The 20805-nt window shown below is 40.5% G+C and carries 18 protein-coding genes and 1 pseudogene; 9 read left to right on the plus strand and 10 right to left on the minus strand.

Annotated features, from left to right (window positions below):
* Nucleotides 1–243: 243 nt before the first annotated feature.
* The 3 genes from HCR01_RS17405 (at nt 244) to HCR01_RS17415 (ending at nt 1743) form a co-directional block, all read left to right on the plus strand.
* Nucleotides 244–726: a hypothetical protein gene (locus HCR01_RS17405; protein ID WP_193197394.1), complete on the plus strand. Its 483-nt coding sequence runs from the start codon at nt 244–246 to the stop codon at nt 724–726.
* A gap of 3 nt (nt 727–729) precedes the next feature.
* Nucleotides 730–885 carry a hypothetical protein gene (locus HCR01_RS17410; RefSeq protein WP_193197395.1) on the plus strand — a complete coding sequence of 52 codons (156 nt, stop codon included), beginning with the start codon at nt 730–732 and terminating at the stop codon, nt 883–885.
* A 213-nt stretch (nt 886–1098) separates the two neighbouring features.
* A complete protein-coding gene (locus HCR01_RS17415) occupies nt 1099–1743 on the plus strand; it encodes a hypothetical protein (protein WP_193197396.1) in 645 nt (214 codons plus the stop codon).
* On the opposite strand, the gene HCR01_RS17420 is transcribed toward HCR01_RS17415, so the two are convergent.
* Nucleotides 1740–1961: a hypothetical protein gene (locus HCR01_RS17420; RefSeq protein WP_193197397.1), complete on the minus strand. Its 222-nt coding sequence runs from the start codon at nt 1959–1961 to the stop codon at nt 1740–1742. The genes HCR01_RS17415 and HCR01_RS17420 overlap by 4 nt on opposite strands.
* A gap of 34 nt (nt 1962–1995) precedes the next feature.
* Nucleotides 1996–3219: a sensor histidine kinase gene (locus HCR01_RS17425; protein WP_193197398.1), complete on the minus strand. Its 1224-nt coding sequence runs from the start codon at nt 3217–3219 to the stop codon at nt 1996–1998.
* Nucleotides 3220–3776: 557 nt separating this feature from the next.
* Between HCR01_RS17425 and HCR01_RS17430 the strand changes: the two genes are divergently transcribed.
* The gene (locus tag HCR01_RS17430) at nt 3777–5249 is read left to right on the plus strand and encodes a helix-turn-helix domain-containing protein (RefSeq protein ID WP_193197399.1); all 1473 of its coding nucleotides are present in this window, start codon (nt 3777–3779) and stop codon (nt 5247–5249) included.
* A gap of 5 nt (nt 5250–5254) precedes the next feature.
* Here the strand turns inward: HCR01_RS17430 and HCR01_RS17435 are convergent, their stop codons facing one another.
* Nucleotides 5255–6085, minus strand: a complete 831-nt coding sequence (locus HCR01_RS17435) for a Uma2 family endonuclease (RefSeq protein ID WP_193197400.1) — start codon at nt 6083–6085, stop codon at nt 5255–5257.
* Nucleotides 6086–6315: 230 nt separating this feature from the next.
* On the opposite strand from HCR01_RS17435, the gene HCR01_RS17440 reads away from it, so the two are divergent.
* The 4 genes from HCR01_RS17440 to HCR01_RS17450 all read left to right on the plus strand — a co-directional run bounded on the left by HCR01_RS17440 (nt 6316) and on the right by HCR01_RS17450 (nt 9142).
* Nucleotides 6316–6675, plus strand: a complete 360-nt coding sequence (locus HCR01_RS17440) for a Rieske (2Fe-2S) protein (protein ID WP_193197401.1) — start codon at nt 6316–6318, stop codon at nt 6673–6675.
* A 28-nt stretch (nt 6676–6703) separates the two neighbouring features.
* Entirely contained in the window at nt 6704–6835 is a 132-nt protein-coding gene (locus HCR01_RS40025) for a hypothetical protein (protein WP_264299916.1), read from the plus strand.
* Nucleotides 6836–7069: 234 nt separating this feature from the next.
* Complete coding sequence (locus HCR01_RS17445) at nt 7070–7756, plus strand: class I SAM-dependent methyltransferase (RefSeq protein ID WP_193197402.1); 687 nt, start codon at nt 7070–7072, stop codon at nt 7754–7756.
* An 807-nt stretch (nt 7757–8563) separates the two neighbouring features.
* Complete coding sequence (locus tag HCR01_RS17450; protein WP_193197403.1) at nt 8564–9142, plus strand: hypothetical protein; 579 nt, start codon at nt 8564–8566, stop codon at nt 9140–9142.
* A 4-nt stretch (nt 9143–9146) separates the two neighbouring features.
* On the opposite strand, the gene HCR01_RS17455 is transcribed toward HCR01_RS17450, so the two are convergent.
* The 4 genes and pseudogenes from HCR01_RS17455 to pbpC all read right to left on the minus strand — a co-directional run bounded on the left by HCR01_RS17455 (nt 9147) and on the right by pbpC (nt 12557).
* Nucleotides 9147–9311: a hypothetical protein gene (locus HCR01_RS17455; RefSeq protein WP_193197404.1), complete on the minus strand. Its 165-nt coding sequence runs from the start codon at nt 9309–9311 to the stop codon at nt 9147–9149.
* 198 nt (nt 9312–9509) lie between these two features.
* Nucleotides 9510–9818: pseudogene (locus tag HCR01_RS17460) on the minus strand (Uma2 family endonuclease); the annotation flags it as partial.
* Between the two features lie 60 nt (nt 9819–9878).
* Nucleotides 9879–10196, minus strand: coding sequence for a DUF433 domain-containing protein (locus HCR01_RS17465; RefSeq protein WP_193197405.1), 318 nt, complete (start codon nt 10194–10196; stop codon nt 9879–9881).
* A gap of 57 nt (nt 10197–10253) precedes the next feature.
* Nucleotides 10254–12557, minus strand: coding sequence for a penicillin-binding protein 1C (pbpC, locus tag HCR01_RS17470; protein WP_193197406.1), 2304 nt, complete (start codon nt 12555–12557; stop codon nt 10254–10256).
* A gap of 433 nt (nt 12558–12990) precedes the next feature.
* Here pbpC and HCR01_RS17475 point away from each other — a divergent pair, with 433 nt between their 5' ends.
* Nucleotides 12991–18705, plus strand: a complete 5715-nt coding sequence (locus HCR01_RS17475; protein WP_193197407.1) for an alpha-2-macroglobulin family protein — start codon at nt 12991–12993, stop codon at nt 18703–18705.
* A gap of 36 nt (nt 18706–18741) precedes the next feature.
* On the opposite strand, the gene HCR01_RS17480 is transcribed toward HCR01_RS17475, so the two are convergent.
* The 3 genes from HCR01_RS17480 to HCR01_RS17490 all read right to left on the minus strand — a co-directional run bounded on the left by HCR01_RS17480 (nt 18742) and on the right by HCR01_RS17490 (nt 20507).
* A complete protein-coding gene (locus HCR01_RS17480; RefSeq protein ID WP_193197408.1) occupies nt 18742–18960 on the minus strand; it encodes a hypothetical protein in 219 nt (72 codons plus the stop codon).
* A gap of 121 nt (nt 18961–19081) precedes the next feature.
* A complete protein-coding gene (locus tag HCR01_RS17485; RefSeq protein WP_193197409.1) occupies nt 19082–19747 on the minus strand; it encodes a phosphoribosyltransferase in 666 nt (221 codons plus the stop codon).
* Nucleotides 19748–20366: 619 nt separating this feature from the next.
* Nucleotides 20367–20507: a hypothetical protein gene (locus HCR01_RS17490; protein WP_193197410.1), complete on the minus strand. Its 141-nt coding sequence runs from the start codon at nt 20505–20507 to the stop codon at nt 20367–20369.
* Nucleotides 20508–20805: the final 298 nt, after the last annotated feature.

Raw genomic sequence — 20805 nt, forward strand, 5'->3', positions numbered from 1 at the left:
TGAAGACCCTGCTGTGATTATAATTGACCACCGGGATGAAACTGTTTAATTATCTACTAGTACTAACGCAGCAGTTAGCTAAAATTGAACCTTTAACTAAGGAAATAAAAGGTGTTGAAAATTGTAGTAGCTAAGTACTCGTGATCAAGTAGAAATTGGTTTTTTACTTGAACATTTTACAAAAGTATAAGTTTTTGTACCAAGTCATAACACTGCACCGTCTAATTCAGGGAAAAAGGAAATATGATGAAGACTCATAAACTAGCTTCGCTTCCCGCAGCAGTATTTCTTTCAACATTACTAACAATCCCGCTGCTTGGTAGCTGCGGCGGAGGTTCCCAAAATACTGCACCACCTCCGATTAACGGTAGTGTTGGTAGAAATTTAAATAATCGTCCCCCCGTAAATCAACCTCAAGCTAGGAAGGGATTGAGTACAGGACAGAAAGTGGCAATCTTGGGAGGAGCCGCTGCACTTTACTACCTTTATAATCAGCGAAAAAATGCTAAAGGAACGGGAGCGCAAGGTCAATACTACCTTTCTAAAAATGGGCGTGTTTACTATCGAGATGCTCAAGGTCGCCCTATCTGGGTAACACCGCCACAAGGAGGTATTCGTGTTCCAGAAGAGGAAGCACGACAATACCGTGACTTTCAAGGATATAATAATAGTCCTACAGGGCGCGATTTAAGAGGTTTAGGTCAAGCTCCTGTTCAGACATATTAACTGTTGCAAACATTAAAAATAGATTGGCATATTCCTGTAGCCTCTCGTAGAGAAGAGAAAAATCTCGATTTTACGTTAATTTGTAAGATGCTTCTCTACGAGGCGCTGCGCGAACACTGGCGCTACGTACCCTGCGGTAACGCTGCGCGAACAGCATAACATTTTTAACTTCTCAGACATCTCATAATAGCTAAAGCATTATGATATAAAATAATTTTTTTAAAGTTTTATACTAACAAATACAAATAGTTTTTAACTTAAATATAATAATATCTTTTGATAGATGCTATTAAAAAAAGAAAGCGATTAATATCTGAAAAGTAATTACTTAACCGTTAATAGTTGAGTGAATTAAAACTTTAGGAGGAACAAATGAATTTATTAGAAAAAATCTTCGGTGGTGGTCAGGCACAAGAAAATGACTACCGCAATTTTGTCAACCGCTACGAGCAGGGTTTACCCCATGAAGGATACTCTGATGAAGAAGTTTTAAACCGTTATCAGCAAGTATCTAGACAGTTACCTCCAGAACTTTATCAGGAATCTGCACAAGAAGCTTTTAATCGGATGTCACCACAAGAGCGGATGCAGTTTGGTCGATCTCTTCAACAGCAGACACGTTCTTCAAACTTGGATTTTCCTGATCTTAACCAAGATGGTATAGACGATCGCTTTCAAGACCCAAATTATCTGGCTCAAACGACAGGTCGGATTCACCAGCAACAACCAGATATACTCAGTCAAATCCTGGGTGGTGTTACGGGGAGCTTTACAGGTGGTCAAGGTGGTAACATTATGAGCAATCCATTAGCAAAGGGAGCGATGGCAGGTATCGCGGCTCTAGCTGTCAAGAAGTTGATGCAAGGAGGCAACCAAAGAAATTCCGGACAGTATGGTAATGTCCGCCCAGCTAGTGAAGACCCCTACGGTGATCCGGCGGATTACGGACAGTATGGTAATGTCCGCCGAGCTAGTGAAGACCCTTACGGTGATCCCGCTGACCAACAGTACCGTTAGAGCATCGATTCAGTAATCGCAAAAACCCGATTTCTTTTCGGTAAAATGACCAATTCTCGTTGACTGTAGAGACGTTGCAATGCAACGTCTCTACGAAAGAATCGGTTTTTCTCGCCCCTATCTTGAATAGTGAATTGGTGTTCTAGTAATTTCAAGTAAGCATCATTACTGAGAACAAGCGTTTCATCTACATCCAAAATTACGCCCTGATATGCCATTGAGAAATCTTTAAATGACTTTACTGCCTCTAGGCTACTGAAATGTTGTTGCCATAACCTCTACCTCGGTTGTTACTTCCAATGGTAGAATTACTGTAAATGTGGAACCAACTCCCAATTGAGAAGTAAGACTGATTTCGCCTTGTAATAGCTTTACCATGCGTGCAACGATCGCTAGTCCTAACCCTGTGCTGTCAGGAGGATGCGGTTTAATGGTAGAACATTCAGCACGAGCAAAGGGTTCAAAAATGCGCTCTTGGTCTTCCGGAGCGATGCCAATTCCTGTATCTGTAACTGCGATCGCCCATTGATTGCTGGTAAATGCATGACACTCAATGGTCACGCAGCCTATTTGTGTGTAGCGAATAGCGTTATTAACTAAATTGGTCAAAATCTGTTGCAGTCTTAATGGATCTGTTAATACTTGCATTGGTGCATCTTCACAGTCCAGCAGTAGCTTGAGTCCTTGCTTATCTGCTAAAGGCTGCATAGTTTCTACAATAGTGTCAATGATAGAGCGTACATTCGTTATTGCAAGGTGTAACTGCATTCTACCTGCTTCATAGCGGGATAACTCTAGTGCATCATTAATGATATGGAGGAGTTGACGACCGCTACGCAGCACACGCTCAATATGCTCGACGCTGGTAACATTATCTTTGAGTTCAGAGGAGCGCTGTTGACGGATGAATAGTTCTGAGTAGCCAATAATTGAGGTAAGCGGTGTTTTAAGTTCATGTGCTAGTATATTTAAGTTTTCTTGGCTGCTACGAACTAACCGCCTCAATTCTTCAACGGTTAAAGTTAATTGGTTTTGCAGTTGCTCAAGTTCCTGTAATCGCTCTTTTACATAGCTTTGAAAGCACTGAGCGATCGCTTCATCCACAACTGTATCAATCAGCGACATTGATCTTAGTACTTCCTCTACCGTTCCCTGCAACAATTCTGTACGCAGATTAGCAAAGATAATGGTGCGGAGTAAGTGATATTCTCTTACAACTTCTGTAGGGTTAAAGCCTTGTTCTGCTCTTAGCAAACCATGTTCTAAGCTAGCTTCGACAATCGTTTTAATATCACTTGCTTGAGTATGAGCTAGTACTGTCACCAAAGCAGTGAGAACATGAGGAACATGATCTCGAATGGCTGTTTTCGATAGATTCTTAGTACTTTTTATTTGTTGATCTTGAGCGACTGCTTCAACCCACTGTTGAGCGATCGCATCAACTTTCTCCGATAGCAAGTGACTAAAATCTTGCATAAACAAATATATATTAATTCGGTTAAGTTAGTTCTTCAATATCGCTTATACAAAAGCCAATTGACAAGCGAGCGCATTACTACTTTAAAATAGAATGCTTATCTCAACTATTATATATAAAAATTTTAAAGTTTACGCACGCAGAGAGTAATGATAAACTTATCTGTTTAGCTATTAATATTTACATAAAATAAAAATATTATTATCTTTAACAAGAGGCTTAATACATAAGTCTTCTTTTTTTATCACCCCTCTTAAGTAGGAAATCAAAATAAAATTTATTTAATTTAATTATCTATGTCCAAAGACAAAAATAGATTAAACAGATATCTTGCTATTTAGAGTTTTTAATCTCCCTCTTACGGTTGGTAAAAGTACAACAACAATCAGTTAAAGTCTAATTTAGATTACTTATTCAAAATAAAGCAGTTAAAATTTAACATATCAACAACTAATCTTTGCCATGTTCCAAATAATTTAGTATAAATACACAAATTAGATATACTGATCAATTTAACCAAACTTAATAGTGTAGAACTTTAATTTAGTTAGTAAAAATGTTACAAAGTAAAATTTTTTACCGATTTCAGCAAATATTAGAAAATATCATTTCTGGTAATTCAAATCATAGTGATTATATTGTTAAAGATGAAAGATTTATAGAAAATAAGACTGCTAAATTTAAAAAGCAAATTCTTTTTAAAGTCAAATTTAAGAAAGAAGAAGATGCTCAAAAGTCAGTATCAAGTTACCAACAGGCTTCGTTAAAACCCCAACAATTCAAAAAAGCTTCGTTATTCCCTGATGGTAAGACTAATATTGCTGCATTATCTCTAATTTTGCATGGAGTTGCTGATGTCTTATCTCAAAAAATGAATCTGTCCTGGAAAACTGGAATAAGTAGAACTTTCAGCTACGAAAAAGAAGTTGAAGGCACAAAAGAAAAAATCTTCTACTATGTAACGGATAACCCCGAAAATCCACAACCAGAAACTCTGGCTGAAGAAACTGCCTTAGTTGTTATAGACCAATTTGACCCAAGAGCATGTGCTATTCACCTGATTTACTGTGCTTTAGTAGCTAACCTAGAGAAACCTTGGGAAGGTAATTTTGTAATTGATGACAAGCAGCTACTTGAATATACAGGGCTTGTCAAACGCAGGGATTTATGCAAACATGAAAAGCTGAATATTTTGTACCAATTGTTGCGGCAATCGGCTCAAATATTAGCTTGTATTGCATGGCCTAAACGGGGGAAAGTCGGAGATTTTACTGTTGCTGATTTAAAGATTTGGGACGTTAGTATAATCAGAGATTTTAAAACAGATCAAGCTGGCAATAGCAAACTTGTAGGCTTAAAAGTAATAGGTCAACCTGGAGCATGGACAAAATACTTTCTCAACAAGTCTAACTATGACTCTAATACTGGAATTATCACAAAGAAAACTGTACAGAAACTATTTAGTATTGGCAAACAAAATGCTGGTGCAGCTAGAATGCTAGTCTGGCTAACCTTTCAAATTCAGCCAGGATATCAGAATTGTGTAATGGGCAAAACTCTGATGGAGATTGCTTATGGCGCAGACAAATTGTCAACAGTGGAGCAAGACAATCAGCTGAGACGGCAAATAGCTGATGACTTTGAAACTGATTTGAAAGTTGTCAAAGAAGCAGGATGGCAAGTAGATTTGGAAACAGAAGCAGCTTGGTTAACAAGTAGCGGTTGCACTAAAAGACCAATAGGTTACTGGAATGAATTACTAAATACTAGATGGCATTTTCATGTACCAGCAGAAGTACAGGAACGCTTGATAAATTCAAGTCAGCCAAGTACAGACAATATTCAGCCTCCAACTGGTAATGTTATCAGAGAAGCTAGAAAAACCAAAGGCTGGTCTAGGGCATTCTTTGCGTCAACAATGGGTAAAAGTATTTCTTGGGTTGATGCAGTAGAGACGGATACACGTAAGGTTTCCCAGAAAGATATACCCAAGTTGCTCAACATATTGGAACTACACCTGATCTCGTAAAACAGCTAATCTAAATCTGGTTCAACGCCGAGCGATCGCAATTGTGCTATTAACCTTTCCGTCCGTTGTCTTTCTTGTTCTGCGCGTTGTCTTTCTTGTTCTGCGCGTTGTCTTTCTTGTTCTGCGCGTTGTCTTTCTTGTTCTGCGCGTCTTCTTTCTTGTTCTGCCAGTTGTCTTTCGTGTTCTGTAGAAGTTAATACCCAGTCGCCTATCCTATCATACCAACGTAACCAAGGCTGCTCAATATCTTGATAGCGTCCCTGCCATACACCCAAACCTAATTCTAGTTCTGGTATCCAAAAGCGTGGTTCTGACAACGCTACCTCAGCATAACGTCCGCCATCTAACTTAAACACCCTGAATTCATATTTATAACGGTCAAATATAGCATAGTAGGGAATCCGCAGAATTTTCTCATACACTTCCCATTTCGGCGGTGGTTGCTCGATATCGCGTAAAGTTTGCCCCAAGTCTTCTTTTTCAGTACCGGGAGACAGCAACTCAACCACAATAAAAGGATTAACTCCCTCTTGCCAAACCACGTAACTTAGACGTAAATCTTGTTGTTCATAAAGACGGGAAACACCCAAGACAGCAAACCAATCTGGTCGCTTATGCCATAACGGATTACGCGAATCGTAATACAGATTCAAATCACTAGCAACAAAAATCTCGTCGCTAGGATAATTTGGCGGACAAAAGCTTTCGTCTAAAAGACGAGGTTGTAATAAATGAAACTGATCAGGCAAACCAGGTTCCTCTGGATCTTCACTGGGAAGATCATACATGGTTGGCAATACTTCTTTTGGAGAACGTGGCGGGTCGGTTTGATACATCGTGAAGCAGTCCTGAAAACGAGACTCTCAGATCTATTATGGAACGTAGGCTTGTTTAAAGGAGAGTGGGGGAGTGGGAGCAGGGGAGCAGAAAATAACTTTTGACCCTTGACTCTTGTACAGACGCCATTAATCGCGTCTCTACTCTTCGTATTGCAATGATCAGAAGCGATCGCAATGGTAACAATTGCGGGAAACTGAAAACAGATCAATTAGGAAAGGAGAACCTAATGAGCTGGACTAAAGTTCTTGCAGTTGCAGCGCTTTCCCCAGGTGCGCGACAAGTGGTGAAAGTTGGCAACCAGAATGTACTGCTTTTGAACCACGAAAATCAGTTTTATGCTGTAAATAGTTCTTGTCCTCACTTAAATTTGCCTTTGAAAAAGGGGAAAATTAATGAAGCAGGAGCGATCGTTTGTCCCTTTCATCGCAGTGCTTATGACTTGCGTACTGGTGAAGTACAAAACTGGTGTCCCTGGCCACCTGGTGTAGGTAAGGTGCTCTCGTTGGTTTCACAAGAAAAAGCATTGCCAGTGTTTCCTGTTCGTGTAGAAGAAGGTAGTATCTGGATTGATTTGCAAGAGGAATAGTAACCTCTGTGTTAAGAGAGCTACGGTAGTGTACACAAGTCGAACTCCTGCTGATATCCCAGTATTACGCCTCTCTAAGAGGCTTGCCATTACCCAGATTTTTGTCACAGCCCAAGTATGGCGTACCGATATCCCGCCTAGAAATTTATTTCTAGGCTAATAGCATAAGTAGAGACGTTACATCTAACTATAGAGACTTTACATGTAACGTCTCTGACTTGTGTACACCACGGTAGGTTAGGAAGTGAGAGAGTGGAAGAAGAGAATAATTAATCATCCTTGACTTTTGACCCTTGAACGCTAGTCGCCTCTCCTAAAGGAGACGCTGCGCGAACAAGTCGGGAAACCCGCCCACGGCGCTGGCTCCCCTTGACCCTTGACCCCATTTCAGCTTATGAGTGAAAAACCACCAGAAACCTTACAGCACAGAGTTAAACAGTTAGCCACTCAAGCAGTACAACAATCAAACCCATCAGCATGGTTTGATGTTTTATATGCCGAATCGAATGGCGATGTGACTCAAATCCCTTGGGCAAAGTTAACTCCGCATCCCCATCTTCAAGATTGGTTGACTCATGCTCCTCAAGGCGAGGGGCGTTCAGCGCTGGTAATTGGTTGTGGTTTGGGGGATGATGCGGAAGCTTTAGCACAGAGGGGATTTCAGGTAACAGCCTTTGATATTTCCCCTACTGCTGTTGCTTGGTGTCAGCAACGATTTCCTGATTCTCCTGTCACCTACGTAGTTGCAGATTTATTGGCAGTTCCAACGCAATGGTATCAAGCTTTTGACTTAGTTGTAGAATCTCGAAATATCCAAGCTTTACCCTTGAGTATACGCTCAACAGTCATTGGATCAGTTGCCTCTATGGTTGCAGTCAGGGGAACCTTATTGATAATTACTCGGTTTCGGGACACTGAAGCAGAACCCGATGGCCCTCCTTGGGCTTTGTCTAACTCCGAACTTGCTCAGTTTGAGGCGTTGGGATTAAACGAAGTTAGCCGTATTTTATTCTTTGAGTCAGATAAAGCTCATATTAAACAACTTCGGCTTGAATATCATCAGCTTGGCTTGCAAAAATGAATGCGCGATATACCGAAATGAGAAAGCAAACTGGGGTTTGAGAAAGTAAAAGCTGATTTTGCTTGCGGAAAACACCAAAATGAGCAAGCATTTAGGCATTTTGAGTAAGCAAACTGGGGTTTGAGTAAGCAATCAGGAATTTTGCTAATTGAGTTATACTTGCTCAAAATAAAATAGCCGATAGTCACGGCAGGTTAGCCAAAGGCGTAATACACCGTGTCCAATTAGTCAAAATGGTACGTTAACGCACTAGTTCTTTCAAGGTGTAATGTATTTTTCTTAGTGTCTTGGTGTCTTAGTGGTTAAAAAATTGACTTTTGAACCACTAAAACACAAAGGTGAACAGCCCAAAATTTGGTAAATTTTTTAGGTTTTTACCTACCTTTAAAGGGCTAGTTAACGTACTCTCGTGTCTTATAAGAAGCCGAGGAGCTTGTTGTTCACAAAGTCTGATGATGTCAGAAGGCTACAAAATGTTACCTAAACTTTCCATGACATCTTGTGTGGTTATTATTGAGGGAAAATAGAGATGTAGGAAACGATAGGCTAAATAAAAATCAGCCCCCGCTTTCACAGTTGCTCAAAGCCTCAAATAACTTTACACAATCTATTAATGGAGGTGTAAAATGATTAACAATTTTCCTTTGGACGATTTTACCACCTATCTGATTACCAAAATCAGCTTGCTAATTTTAGTACTAGTAATACTATTGGCGGTATCTGCGGCTCCAGCCCTTTAGCAATTAGCCGATTCCAACCTCAAACCTCCCAAAAACGCCAGCCTCTCAGAGAGTTGGATGTGAGATTATGCAAATTATAAGCAATCTCTTACCGTTGGCTATGGTCTTTGCAACCTTGCTAGCAGGTTCGCTAATTTCTTACAGTCAAGTTAAAAGTAAACAAATTCCATCTACTGGAAACCAGAGTTTGGTTCTATATCGACCAGTTAATATTGCAAGTTTAGCAAATAGCAATTATCAGTTTTGTAGTCAACCTGACCCCAAAGATTGGCGAGACGGGGCTGGGGTTTGTTTCAATTTTAATAAGACGGGAAATCGCGTTGATGGATATTACGGCTATCCTCATTCAGATCATTTTATCTGTATTCGAGGGGCAGTAGATGGCGATTGTGTTACAGGTAAAGCTTTAGCGATATCATGGGCTGTTAATCAGTGGGAAAACAGACCGGAATTTATATTTAAGTGGGACTCAGAGGGACGCTTGACACTTAGCCAAGGACATTTGATTACTACCCCTAATGATAATAAGGATGATGTTAAGTGGATTTTGTACCGTAATGCTTCACTTAATGTTGAAGGATTTTACCAATATAATCGCCCTCGGATGACATCTCCATCTCAATTGTGTGATTGGAAAGCGAAGTAGCAAATTAACTTGCATGTTCCCAGTCGCTCAATAACTCATGCTCTTGCTTTGTCTTGGTGCGTTTGCGGAGTGGTACTTTAGGAGAGCCAACATCTATACCAGCAAAAGACTGTTTCTTATTGGCTAATTTGTTTTCTTTTGTATTTGAACTGACTTGTGTGCTTGTCATTGGTGATAAATTTAAGATTAAGATTTGAGCATCAATAATTTATAACACCAATTTCCAAAGGGCAAATTTCGGAAGATAGATATTAGTTATTTTTTAGGCGATCGCTATGACCGTGGCAAAGCTTAATATATTGATAATACCTGTAACAATACTATTCACACACAAGTATAAAATAGATTTTAGATAGCAGTATGCAAGTTAGGAAATTCTTGCTTGTTGGAAGATTTGTTGAGGTGTAATTTGTAGCGCTTCAAACAAGGAATCTTCTAAGCTATCAGTACCGCGTTTGGTTTGAGGAAGAATATCGGGATAAAAAATAGTCATAGTTTTTGCTCTAGTATCAATAATCCAAACTCGTTGAACTTGAGCTTTCAGATAATCAGTTGCTTTTTCTGTCATTTCTCCGAAAGTTTGACCGGGGGAGATAATTTCAATGACTAATTCAGGTGAAACAGGACAAGCCTCATCTTGCAACCAATCAGCAGAAAGACGATCATAAGAAACATAGCATACGCAATCCAGCTGCAATCGCTCGGTGGACGTGTTCATCCATGTAGAGTGCGATACTCACTTTAGAAGTCCCTGTGCCCTTAGTCTAGCAGCAAGAGGCGAGGAACCTGCTTGCTTCCTCATCCCTTCTGCATACTCGAAGCGTTGTTCAATATCAGCGTCAATCTCTGCTTTATGATCCCAGTAGTAAGCTAGAGAAGAATGAATCTGGCTCATGGATAGATAAGGATGTTGAAAATGAATCTCTTCAGGACTCCAACCATAAGCCATTTGAGCCTCAATCAGTTCAGTAATTTTCATTGTTGTACCCGCAATGATGGGTATACCACGCTCATCGAGTTGCACGTATTTATGTTCAGTGGTTGTGAGTGTCATAATTCTTGCTTTTTAATTTTCATTATGGGTGATGTCTATCTCCAAGCGGCTGTGCATCTACTGCTTTACTTGAGAATTAACAAGAGAAAAGCCGCGTCGCGTGGGTTTGATACTAGCTAACTCCACTTGAAAACTTACCTTATCGCTGATTTCACTGCTTTTTGCTTCCAAAGTCCAGTTACCAGGGCGCAAATACCAAAATAAAGAATTAGCTGATGTAGCTAACTTTTCACCATTCAGCCACCACTCTACAGGTTGAGATGTTGTCCCTGCTAGCTTAAACTCTAACTTCTGCTTTGCCTCATTACCTGGATATAGTAAGAATAAATCGCCATTATGCGGAGATAAAATCCTCAGTTTGCTAGAAGTAAAACTAGATTGTTGCTGTTTTGCTAACCATTCATCATACTCTGGCGGCAAATTGAAGTTGTTTTGAGTTTCGTAGGCTTGTTTGTCTTCTGGGTAGAAATATTCTTGTACTACTGAGGTGCATTCTGGTATTGGTCGTAACCCGGAAGTTGCACAAATAGGTAGTTTTACTAGGCTTTTTGGAGGTTGAAAATCTGCTGGTTCTTGATGTTCGTGCAGATGTAACATAATTCGATTCCACAGAGGTGCTGCACCTGTAACACCTGAAACTTTTCTCATCGGTTCGCCGTTGAAATTGCCTACCCAGGTAGCAACGGTGTAATCAGTAGTGAAGCCAACCGTCCAAGTATCACGAAAGTTGGAGGAAGTGCCAGTTTTAACAGCAGCAGGGAAGGGTAAGTTTAATACAGAGTCTACACCAAAAGCTGTTGCACGAGCATGGCGATCGCTTAACATATCAATAATTAATTGCCATGTTGTACGGTTGGGCAATGGGGAATCGGTAAGGGGTAAGGGGGAATCAGAGAATGTTGTTACTAATGGGGTGGCTTTTCCAAGTCGTGACATAGTAACGTAAGCCCTAGCTAACTCCCATAAACTGACTTCGCCACTACCAAGAGTCAGCCCCAAACCGTAATGTTCTGCGGTTTGATTGAGGTGTTCAAACCCCAGTTGATGCAGACGTTCTAGGAAAGTCTGCACACCTACTTTTTCTAAAACTCTGACTGCTGGGACATTTAGAGAATTCGCTAAAGCAACTCGTACCCGCACAGGGCCAAGAAAACTTTCGGTGTAATCTGTGGGGCTATATAGCTTTGCGCCGGGAATGGCGTAGTGAGCAGGGACATCTGCCAAAATAGTACTTGGGCGAATCAGATTTTTTTCTAAAGCCAATTCATATACAAAAGGCTTGAGGGTAGAACCTGGTTGACGCAAAGCTTGCACTCCATCATTACGTCCCAGTTTGGCTTCATTGAAGTAATCAGGCGAACCGACATAAGCTAAAACTTCGCCAGTGTGGTTGTTAATTACTAAAGCAGCTGCATCATGGACGTTATTAGCCGCCAGGGAAGAAATTACTTGCTGCACTTGTGCTTCTACAAACTGCTGCAAGGGACGATTTATAGTAGTGTGGATGGGGGAGGAAATTTTTTGAGTTTGCGTCTCAGACAACTGACTAGCCAACCAAAACAAAAAATGTGGTGCAGCAATAATCCCTTGCTGACGAGACTGAAACACAACCTTTTCGGCGGATGTTCGTGCCATTAGGCGAGTGATATATCCATCCTGTACCATACGATTGAGGACATATTTCTGGCGTTGCTTCAACCGTTCCCAATGTTCGTAAGGATTAAAGTAGGTGGGATTATTGGGAATAGCGGCGAGAAGAGTAGATTGGGCGAGGTTTAATTCACTGGCTGGGATAGAGAAATAAATACGGGCTGCTGCTTCCACACCATATATATTCCCTCCCATTGGCAGCCGATTGATGTATGCAGCAAGAATTTCATCTTTATTCATCCCTGCTACTAAGCGCCAAGATAACCAAATCTCACTCATTTTACCTGATAGAGTCCGGGGGACGGGATCTAACATCCGCGCTAACTGCATAGTAATTGTGGAAGCACCGGAAACTATTCTTTTAGCGTGAATGGCTTCTTTAATGGCGCGGATAATTGCTTTCATATCCAACGCCCCGTGCTGATAAAAGCTACCATCTTCGGCGGCTAAAATGGCATTGATAAACTGGGGGGAAACCTGCTTGAGGGGTATTACTGCTGTATGCTCTTGGTCACGAGTGAGCAATGTTCCTAATGGTAGCCCATTGCGATCGCTAAACTGCATTGCCAATTGATTTTGTACAATATCTGTGGCACGAATGGGCGCAAAATAAGGCAGTAGGCGCACCACTAAGCAAATTAGTAGTATAGCCAAGATAATTTTACTTGTTTTGCGATGCAGCAGACGCCAAAATTTATGCTTAATTTTCATCAAGGAATCCCTTGCCCAGGAAAACTTACCTTAATTTTGACGTTGTGATTAAAGATATATCAGCAAATATATTCAATATTTAACAATCTCTCTGCAATAACTTTGTGTCTTAGTACGGGCAGTCCGTTCAAGTCGGGAAACCCGCCCACACGGCTGCCCTCGCCTTTGTGGTTTAAATAAAAATTTGACTAACCACCAAGACACAAAGACACCAAGTTAAATTAACATTTACATAATTTTACTAAATCCAATTGTTAAGAATTGTAGTAATTTTTAGGAACTATTAGAAAGAATTGGTTATCTATGTAGATATTCAAACTTTAGACAGAAATAACTACTTATTTTGCGTCCTTCAGTAAGCTAAGCATTGCCCAAATAATGGGTAAATGCCAATTTTTGCTTGCTATCTATTTTTAATTTAAATTACTTAAATATGATTATCAGAATTTTAATTCAGTTTATAATTATCATTACACTTTTACTAGGGATATCAGGATGTAATTTATTTGGTATTTCCCCAGGTAGAGAAAAACTACCAGCGGTTTCGCCACTCACACCACCAAAGTTACCAGTCTGGATTGAACAAATTAGTCCTATTGGAGATACTAAACCTCTTAATCAAATTCGCATCCGGTTTAAAGAGGCTTTAATACCAGTTGAGAGTCTTGACAGTCCAGAACAACAAAAGCTATTACAAAAGTTTGAGCTTTGGCCGCCTTTACCCGGTCAATTTCGGTTTTTGACGCCGCGCATGGTGGGATTTCAAGCTGATAAAGCATTACCAAAAGCCACACGATTTCAAGTCACACTGAAAGCAGGTTTGGCAGATTTAACAAATCATCGATTAGACAAAGATTTAGCTTGGACTTTCAATACCGAACCTATCAAATTGACTAATTTGCCTGGTGTTAACCCTATTGAAAAGGCTGATGCTGAACCAATTGATTTACAGCAGAAATTGCAATTTAACTCTAATGTGGAGCTAGATTTAGCTTCCGTACAAGAACATTTACGGCTCACTCCAGAAGGTAATAATAATAGTATACGTTTCCAAGTTGAATTAGCTAAAGAAGAGACATTAGAAAATAAAGACCCTTTAGAAAAATTTGACCCCTCGACACGCAATTGGATTTATAATCTTATTCCTCAGCCAAATCTTGAAAAAGCAACCCGTTATCGCTTAGAATTTTCTCCGGGGACACTTCCGGCTTATGGCAATATACCTACAGATAAACAATTTGCCAGTAAGTTAACTACTTATTTTCCTTTGGCATTTCAGGGAATTAAGTTTTATGGACAACCTGATGCTGCGGGAACCTATGGAAGATTTATTAAAGGCAGCCCCCAGCTAGAATTTAATAACGTTTTGATAGCAGATGCCGCTAGAGAAAATATTAAAATTGAGCCGACGCCAAAAGCCATTCCGCGAATTGTAGAAGTAAATGATGAAGATAGAATTGTCGGTATTAATCCTTATGCTTTAGCTCCAGCCACTACTTATACAATTACTATCGGTGCAAATCTCAAAGATAAGTTTGGTCAGACTTTAGGTAAGCCTCTTACAGTGAAGTATGATACTGGAGATTTAGCTGGGGATATCTGGACACCATCAGATTTAAATATTTTTCCCGCAGGTAAAGATTTGCAGTTGAATATTAATACAGTAAATTTGCCAGAATCAAATTACAAAGCTGCTTATAAAGTAATTAAACCATCAGATTTGGTTTATTTCAATTACGGTAATGATTTCTTATCAAAACCTTCGGAATGGCAAAGTTTTAAATTAGCAGTTAAGAAAAATCAGTCAGTTGACGTTACAGTTCCTCTTCGAGAAAAAATAGGTGCTGCTACGGGAATGTTAGCTTATGGAGTGCAAGCACGCACTAATAAATATCAAGAGAATGGTAAAGAACTGTGGCGTGAACCTGTAACTTATGGCTTGGTCGAATTGACAAATTTGGGTATATTTAGTCAATGGTTTCCAGGGTCAGGATTAATTCGCGTTAATCATCTTAGTGATGGCTCACCAGTTAAAGCTGCTGCTATCGATATTTATCAATCAAAATTACAGGCAAAATCTCGCCCTGAACCAGTACCTTGTGCAACAGGTAAAACTGATGAAAATGGAACTTTTAGAATAAATCGTCAAGATTTACAGCAATGTTATCCAGCAAATCAAAGCCCTGTTAAATTACCTCAATTATTAGTAATTGCCCGTGAAAATCAAGATTGGGCATTTACTAGAACTGAAGAATATAGCGGTGCTTATGGCTATAGTATTGATGCAGGTTGGCAAGGTGGTAAACCAGAATCGCGTGGAGTAATCTTCTCAGATAGACAGTTATATCAACCAGGAGAAAAAGCTTGGTTGACTGGTTTTGCTGACTATTTGCACAATGGCATAATCCAACAAGATAAAAAAGCTGTTTACCAATTAACTCTAGTAAATCCCGATGGCAAAAAAACTGATTTGGGTACGCAAACTACAAATGAGTTCGGGACGTTTTCGTTAGAATTGCCAATCAACAAAACTCAGCCTTTAGGCTACTATACAATTCAGGCTAAAGGTAAAAATGGACAAGAAATTACTGGAGAATTTCGCGTAGCTGAGTTTAAACCACCAAATTTTAAAGTCGAACTTAATTTGGATAAAGAATTTGCCTTAATTGACGAGAAAGTAGAGGCTAAAGCTACAAGTAATTATCTATTTGGTGCGCCTGTAGAAGGAGGTAAAGCTAAGTATTTTGTTACTCGCCAGCAAACTGATTTTATCCCCAAAGGATGGGAGGGATTTGCTTTTGGCAGACAATGGTTATGGCCAGAGGAAAGTCCTTCTATCCCTAGTGATGTGTTGGAAACTGATTCTCAGTTGGATGCTAAGGGTAATATTAGTCAAACGGTAACTGTAGCTAAAGATTTGCCTTATCCGATGACTTATCGGGTAGATGTGGAAGTTGCAGATATTTCTAATCTATCTGTGGCAAATTCTCAAACTTTTACAGCTTTACCAAGTAATCGCCTTATTGGGATAAAAAGTAATTTTGTTGCTGATGCTGGTAAAGCTTTTCCCATTGAAGTTATTGTTACTGACCCTACAGGAAAACCAATAACAGGTCAACGGGTGCGCTTGGAATTACAACAGATGAAATATAGCAGTGTCACGCAATTAGTTGAAGGTAGCCGCACACCAAAAAATCAAGTTGAATATAAGACGGTAGGACAAACAGAAGTAATATCTGCCAACAATCCACAATCAGTAACACTGACACCAACTGAATCAGGTTCGTACCGCATTAGAGCTAATTTTAGCAATGCTAAAGATGAATTTAGTGCTACAGATTTACAAATTTGGGCAACTGGACAAAATCCCGTATTTTGGGGTTCAAGAGAGCGAAATATCCTAGAAGTTAAACTTGATAAAACAGAATTTAAACCAGGTGAAACTGCTACTGCACTAATTCAATCTCCCTATCCAGATGCCGAATTGTACTTTGCTATTGTTAAAGACAAACCTCTTTATCAACAGATTACCAAAGTTAAGGGAGGAGCGCCACAAATTCAGTTTGAAGTGACGCCAGAAATGCTGCCAAATGCAGCTGTTGAAGCTGTGTTGGTAAGACAAGGTACACCAATTAGCCAGGTAGAGGCTGGAAGTTTAGATAACTTGGTACGCATTGGCTTTGCACCTTTTAAAGTCAACTTGGAAGATAAGTATTTAAAACTGCAAGTTAAGCCAGTGCAAACATCGTTAGAACCTGGTGCAGAGGAAACGGTACAACTAGAACTTCAGGATAATCTAGGCAAACCCACCCAAGGACAGTTTACAGTCATGGTGGTGAATGAAGCGGTGCTACAACTTTCTGGTTATCGTCCGCCAAATTTAGTAGATACGGTTTATGCAGAACAGCCAATATCTACTCGCTTTAGCGATAATCGACCAGATGTAATTTTACAACCCCAAGATGTAGCGAAACCAAAAGGTTGGGGTTATGGTGGTGGGTCATCAACTGGTGCAGCAAGTACGCGCGTTCGCACAGATTTTCAAGCCTTAGCTTACTACAACGGTTCTGTGATTGCTGATGCTAATGGTAAAGCCCAGATTACCTTTAAATTGCCGGATGACTTAACTACATGGCGAGTGATGGCTGTCGCTACCGATGGAAATCTGCGTTTCGGCAATGGCGATGCGACGTTTATTACAACTAAGCCACTGCTAACTAATGCTATTTTGCCACAGTTTGCCCGTCCAGGCGATCGCCTCCTTGGTGGTTTATCAGTAACTAACAACACTGGAAATACAGGAAATCTTGCCATAAATGGCGAACTTGGCGGTACGGTAAAGTTTGCTGAGAATAACCCTACAGTCACCTCCCTGCAAACTAAAGCTGAATCAGCAACTCATGCTTATCGCTTTCCGATAGTAGCGGGTAATGTGGGAGTTGGTAAAGTTCGCTTTACCACCCAGCTAAATGGTACAGCAGATGCTTTTGAAGTACCTTTAGAAATTAAGCCGCTGGAAATTACAGAACAAGTCGTTGAAACTGGTGTCACTGAAAAACAAGTAAAGATTCCGCTGAATGTCGATAAAAATATCTTCCCGGAAGCCGGAGGTTTAGATATTCAATTAGCGAGTACCTTAATACCAGAGATTAAAGCAGCAGCAAAGCAAGTTTTGGCAGATGATGATTTACCATTCACAGAACCAGCAGCAAGTCAACTGATAATTGCAGCTAATCTACAAACTCTTGGACAAAAATATGGTCAAACATTTGCAGAATTTAATCCTAGCAACCAGGCAAATCTAGCACTAGAAAAACTCCAAAAACTTCAAATATCAGATGGCGGTTTTGCTGCTTTCCCAGGACAAGAAAAGTCCGACCCTTGGGTTTCTTCTTATACAGCAGAGTCTTTGGTTAAAACAAGTCAGGGATTCCCTGGTTTGGTAGATTCTGAAATGCTTTCGCGCCTGAAAGGTTATTTGCAAAAAGTTCTAGCTAACCCCGGACAATTTGAGTTTTGCAAACAGCAACTATGCAAAAGTCAATTGCAACTTAATGCATTAATAGCCCTAGCAGAATTGGGAGACAAACGCAATAGTTTCTTAGCAGATATTTACCAACAGCGTAATAACTTTGATTTAGTTACTCAAATTAAACTAGCGCGGTACTTATCTCAATTCTCAGAATGGCAAGATGAATCACAACAAATGTTGACCAAGTTACAACAAAATATATATGAAACTGGTCGCACAGCAGTTGTAAGTTTACCCCGTAGTTGGGGATGGATGAGTTCATCTACTACAACACAAGCGCAAGCTTTACGCTTGTTTATAGCCAAGCAAAGTAAACCAGAAATTATAGATAAGTTATTCCAAAGTCTTCTGGCATTGCGACGGGATGGCACATGGCAGACTAACTATAATAATGCTCAAGCTTTAACAGCTTTGGTTGAATATAGCCAACTACAACCTACACCACCTAGTTTTATCACTACAGTAGAATTAGCTGGTAAGAAGTTAGGAGAAAATCGCTTTTACGGCTACAAAAATCCTAGCTTACAGATAAATACGCCAATGAATAATTTACCCCGTGGCCGTCATGATTTACTACTAAAAAAAGTAGGTAAAGGCACTTTGCATTATTTAGTTGCCTATAATTATCGCTTGCAGGGAAATCAACCAGGCAGATTTAATGGTTTACGAGTATCACGAGAAGTTCGCAGTGTGAACCAGGAAAAAGTCTTGCAAAAGTTAGGTCTTTATGCTTTTGATAAACCATTAACTTTAGAAAGTGGACAGGTGTTTGATATTGGATTGGAAATTATTGCAGATCATCCTGTGGAACATATAGTAATTAAAGATCCGCTACCAGCAGGATTTGAGGCGGTGGATGCAAGCTTTCAAACTGCTACAGCCGCATTACAAGCAAAAGCAGATAGCTGGGAACTTGGGTTTAAAACTATTCATCGCGATCGCATTATCGCTTACGCTGACCACCTGGAACCAGGTGTTTATAGTCTGCACTACTTAGTACGTTCTGTTACGCCCGGTACATATCTCTGGCCTGGTGCTGAAGTTCATCTGCAATATGCACCAGAAGAATTTGGGCGATCGGCTGAGTCTACACTGATACTTGGGGAAAAGTCGTAACAATAGTCATCGAGTAGCGCTAAGTAATTAGCGCTTTTAGTTTTTTTGACTTGCTTCCCGCTCAGTCAGGGGATGAGCATTTTCGATATGCTCGATTAAGCTTTCAGCCATTTCAACAGCCACAAGAATTAGTTGCTGTTCTGTCTGTCCATAGCCTCCCTCATCACTGACTTGCGGGTAAATGTGAGGGTTGGATAGCATAGCAGCCAGCAGTTGAGATGCGGTTTGTTTTAACTCATTAACTTGCAAATTCACACGCTTACTTCCTCCAGTTCAATGGTGTTTTACAACTATTTTCAGGTAAATGAACGACATTTTTTTATCATGGGTAAATGCGAAGGCGCAAAGAAGGACGTTCCCAAGCGCTAAAGTTTATTTACTTACCTAGAGATAATAATTGATAGTTGTTCCCAGCTTTTGTAAGTAAATCACGAACTTCTTCATCTGTAGTTTGGGGAAAGTTTTCGTACCAGAGACTAACGCTGTAGAAAGGACTTGGTGTCGCAACATATACCATTTCATCTACTTCAGCTTCCAACGCTTCGCAGGTTTCGAGTGCAGCAACCGGCACAGCAACTATAATCTTAGCGGGTTGCTGTTTCCGTACAGCCACAATAGCAGCCCACATAGTTGCACCTGTCGCTAAGCCGTCATCGACTAAAATCACAATGCGTCCTGATAAATCTGCATCAGGTTTATCGCCTCGATATAGGCGTTCCCGTCGTTCTAGTTCGCGTTGTTCTTGCACCGCAATCCTGGCAATTGTTTCATCGGATATCTTGACTTCTTTGACAATATGCTCATTCAGTATCCGCACACCACCAGAAGCGATCGCTCCCATTGCCAACTCTTCATGATCAGGCACACCCAATTTACGTACTACCAAAACATCTAATGGAGCATTTAGCGCTTTGGCAACCTCAAAAGCAACGGGTACGCCGCCTCTCGGCAGCGCTAATACCAATACATCTGAGCGATTAATATAAGCCGTTAACTCTCCAGCTAAAACTTGACCTGCTAACCTCCGGTCTTTGAATAACATGGCGTGATGCTCCTGACATATATCTTAGATAAATTACGTACTTACACGCATTCGCCCTTGGCTTCCCGCCTCTGTTATGGTTACTAGAACACCGATTCAGTATTCAAGATAGGGGTGAAAAAAACTGATTATTTCGTAGAGACGTTGCATTGCAACGTCTCTACAGTCAAGGAAAATTGGTCGTTTTACCGAAAAGAAATCGGGCTTTTGTGATTACTGAATTGATACTCTAGTACGTAGGGCAGAAATAAACCACCCATTTTCAATCAATGGTTTGATGTTCTAATCTGATCTTAGAGAGCTAAAAATTTTGTGTCCTCTGACTAATGGGGCGACATTCTCAATTTACCGTTCTGCCTAACGGATGAATGAAGCAAACTGGATGTTAAGTTTTTTTTTGGCGTACTTCATGAGACTTGTTGTAAAAATCGCAAATTGTCGGGGGGAAGGGTAAAGGGTAAAGGGTAAAGGGGAAGGGTTAAAGGGATAACCAAAAAAGCGGTAATAGCAGTAAGGCATTGAAAGATTCTTGGTGAGTGAACACAACACGTAGGCATAGCCCGTCGTAGCAAGAAGTCGAGCCAGTGCGTTCCTGTCGCCTTGCGTCGAAAGCGCAAAGTTAGAGCGGCGGTTTCAGCGGTAGCGAGTCTTCGCCCAAGGGGCGACGCCAAAGGCGAATGAGCGTCTCTGAACTTTTCAAGACAGACATCGCCAGCTTTTGGCTTAAGGCTACACCAAAATGAATACGTGAATTACTCACAGGACTTACGCACTCAGATCCCCCAACCCCCTTCAAAAGGGGGCTTTAGAAGTTCCCCCTTAAAAAGCTACGGTGTACACACAAGTCTTTTAGAGTTGCCCCACAGGCTTTTGATCCCCCCAACCCCCCTTCAAAAGGGGGGCAAAAACCTCTCAAAGTCCCCCTTTTTAAGGGGGATTTAGGAGGATCTACAACGATTTTGGTTTTGTACAGAGATGTGTGTACACCGTAGCCTTAAAAAGGGGGGCTAGGGGGGATCTAGGTTTCAGGCTTCAGTGCGTAAGTTCTAACTCAAATG

Source organism: Nostoc sp. MG11 (assembly GCF_014904695.1).
In the GTDB taxonomy this organism is placed as follows: domain Bacteria; phylum Cyanobacteriota; class Cyanobacteriia; order Cyanobacteriales; family Nostocaceae; genus Komarekiella.

Excerpts from the sequence above, each read along its gene's own strand:
- HCR01_RS17465 (WP_193197405.1), bottom strand. The coding sequence starts at position 10,196 with ATGACACTCACAACCACTGAACATAAATACGTGCAACTCGATGAGCGT.
- HCR01_RS17445 (WP_193197402.1), top strand. The coding sequence starts at position 7,070 with ATGAGTGAAAAACCACCAGAAACCTTACAGCACAGAGTTAAACAGTTA.
- HCR01_RS17450 (WP_193197403.1), top strand. The coding sequence starts at position 8,564 with ATGCAAATTATAAGCAATCTCTTACCGTTGGCTATGGTCTTTGCAACC.
- HCR01_RS17455 (WP_193197404.1), bottom strand. The coding sequence starts at position 9,311 with ATGACAAGCACACAAGTCAGTTCAAATACAAAAGAAAACAAATTAGCC.
- HCR01_RS17415 (WP_193197396.1), top strand. The coding sequence starts at position 1,099 with ATGAATTTATTAGAAAAAATCTTCGGTGGTGGTCAGGCACAAGAAAAT.
- HCR01_RS17405 (WP_193197394.1), top strand. The coding sequence starts at position 244 with ATGATGAAGACTCATAAACTAGCTTCGCTTCCCGCAGCAGTATTTCTT.
- HCR01_RS17435 (WP_193197400.1), bottom strand. The coding sequence starts at position 6,085 with ATGTATCAAACCGACCCGCCACGTTCTCCAAAAGAAGTATTGCCAACC.
- HCR01_RS17420 (WP_193197397.1), bottom strand. The coding sequence starts at position 1,961 with ATGGCATATCAGGGCGTAATTTTGGATGTAGATGAAACGCTTGTTCTC.
- HCR01_RS17430 (WP_193197399.1), top strand. The coding sequence starts at position 3,777 with ATGTTACAAAGTAAAATTTTTTACCGATTTCAGCAAATATTAGAAAAT.
- HCR01_RS17485 (WP_193197409.1), bottom strand. The coding sequence starts at position 19,747 with ATGTTATTCAAAGACCGGAGGTTAGCAGGTCAAGTTTTAGCTGGAGAG.
- HCR01_RS17440 (WP_193197401.1), top strand. The coding sequence starts at position 6,316 with ATGAGCTGGACTAAAGTTCTTGCAGTTGCAGCGCTTTCCCCAGGTGCG.
- pbpC (WP_193197406.1), bottom strand. The coding sequence starts at position 12,557 with ATGAAAATTAAGCATAAATTTTGGCGTCTGCTGCATCGCAAAACAAGT.
- HCR01_RS17475 (WP_193197407.1), top strand. The coding sequence starts at position 12,991 with ATGATTATCAGAATTTTAATTCAGTTTATAATTATCATTACACTTTTA.
- HCR01_RS17425 (WP_193197398.1), bottom strand. The coding sequence starts at position 3,219 with ATGCAAGATTTTAGTCACTTGCTATCGGAGAAAGTTGATGCGATCGCT.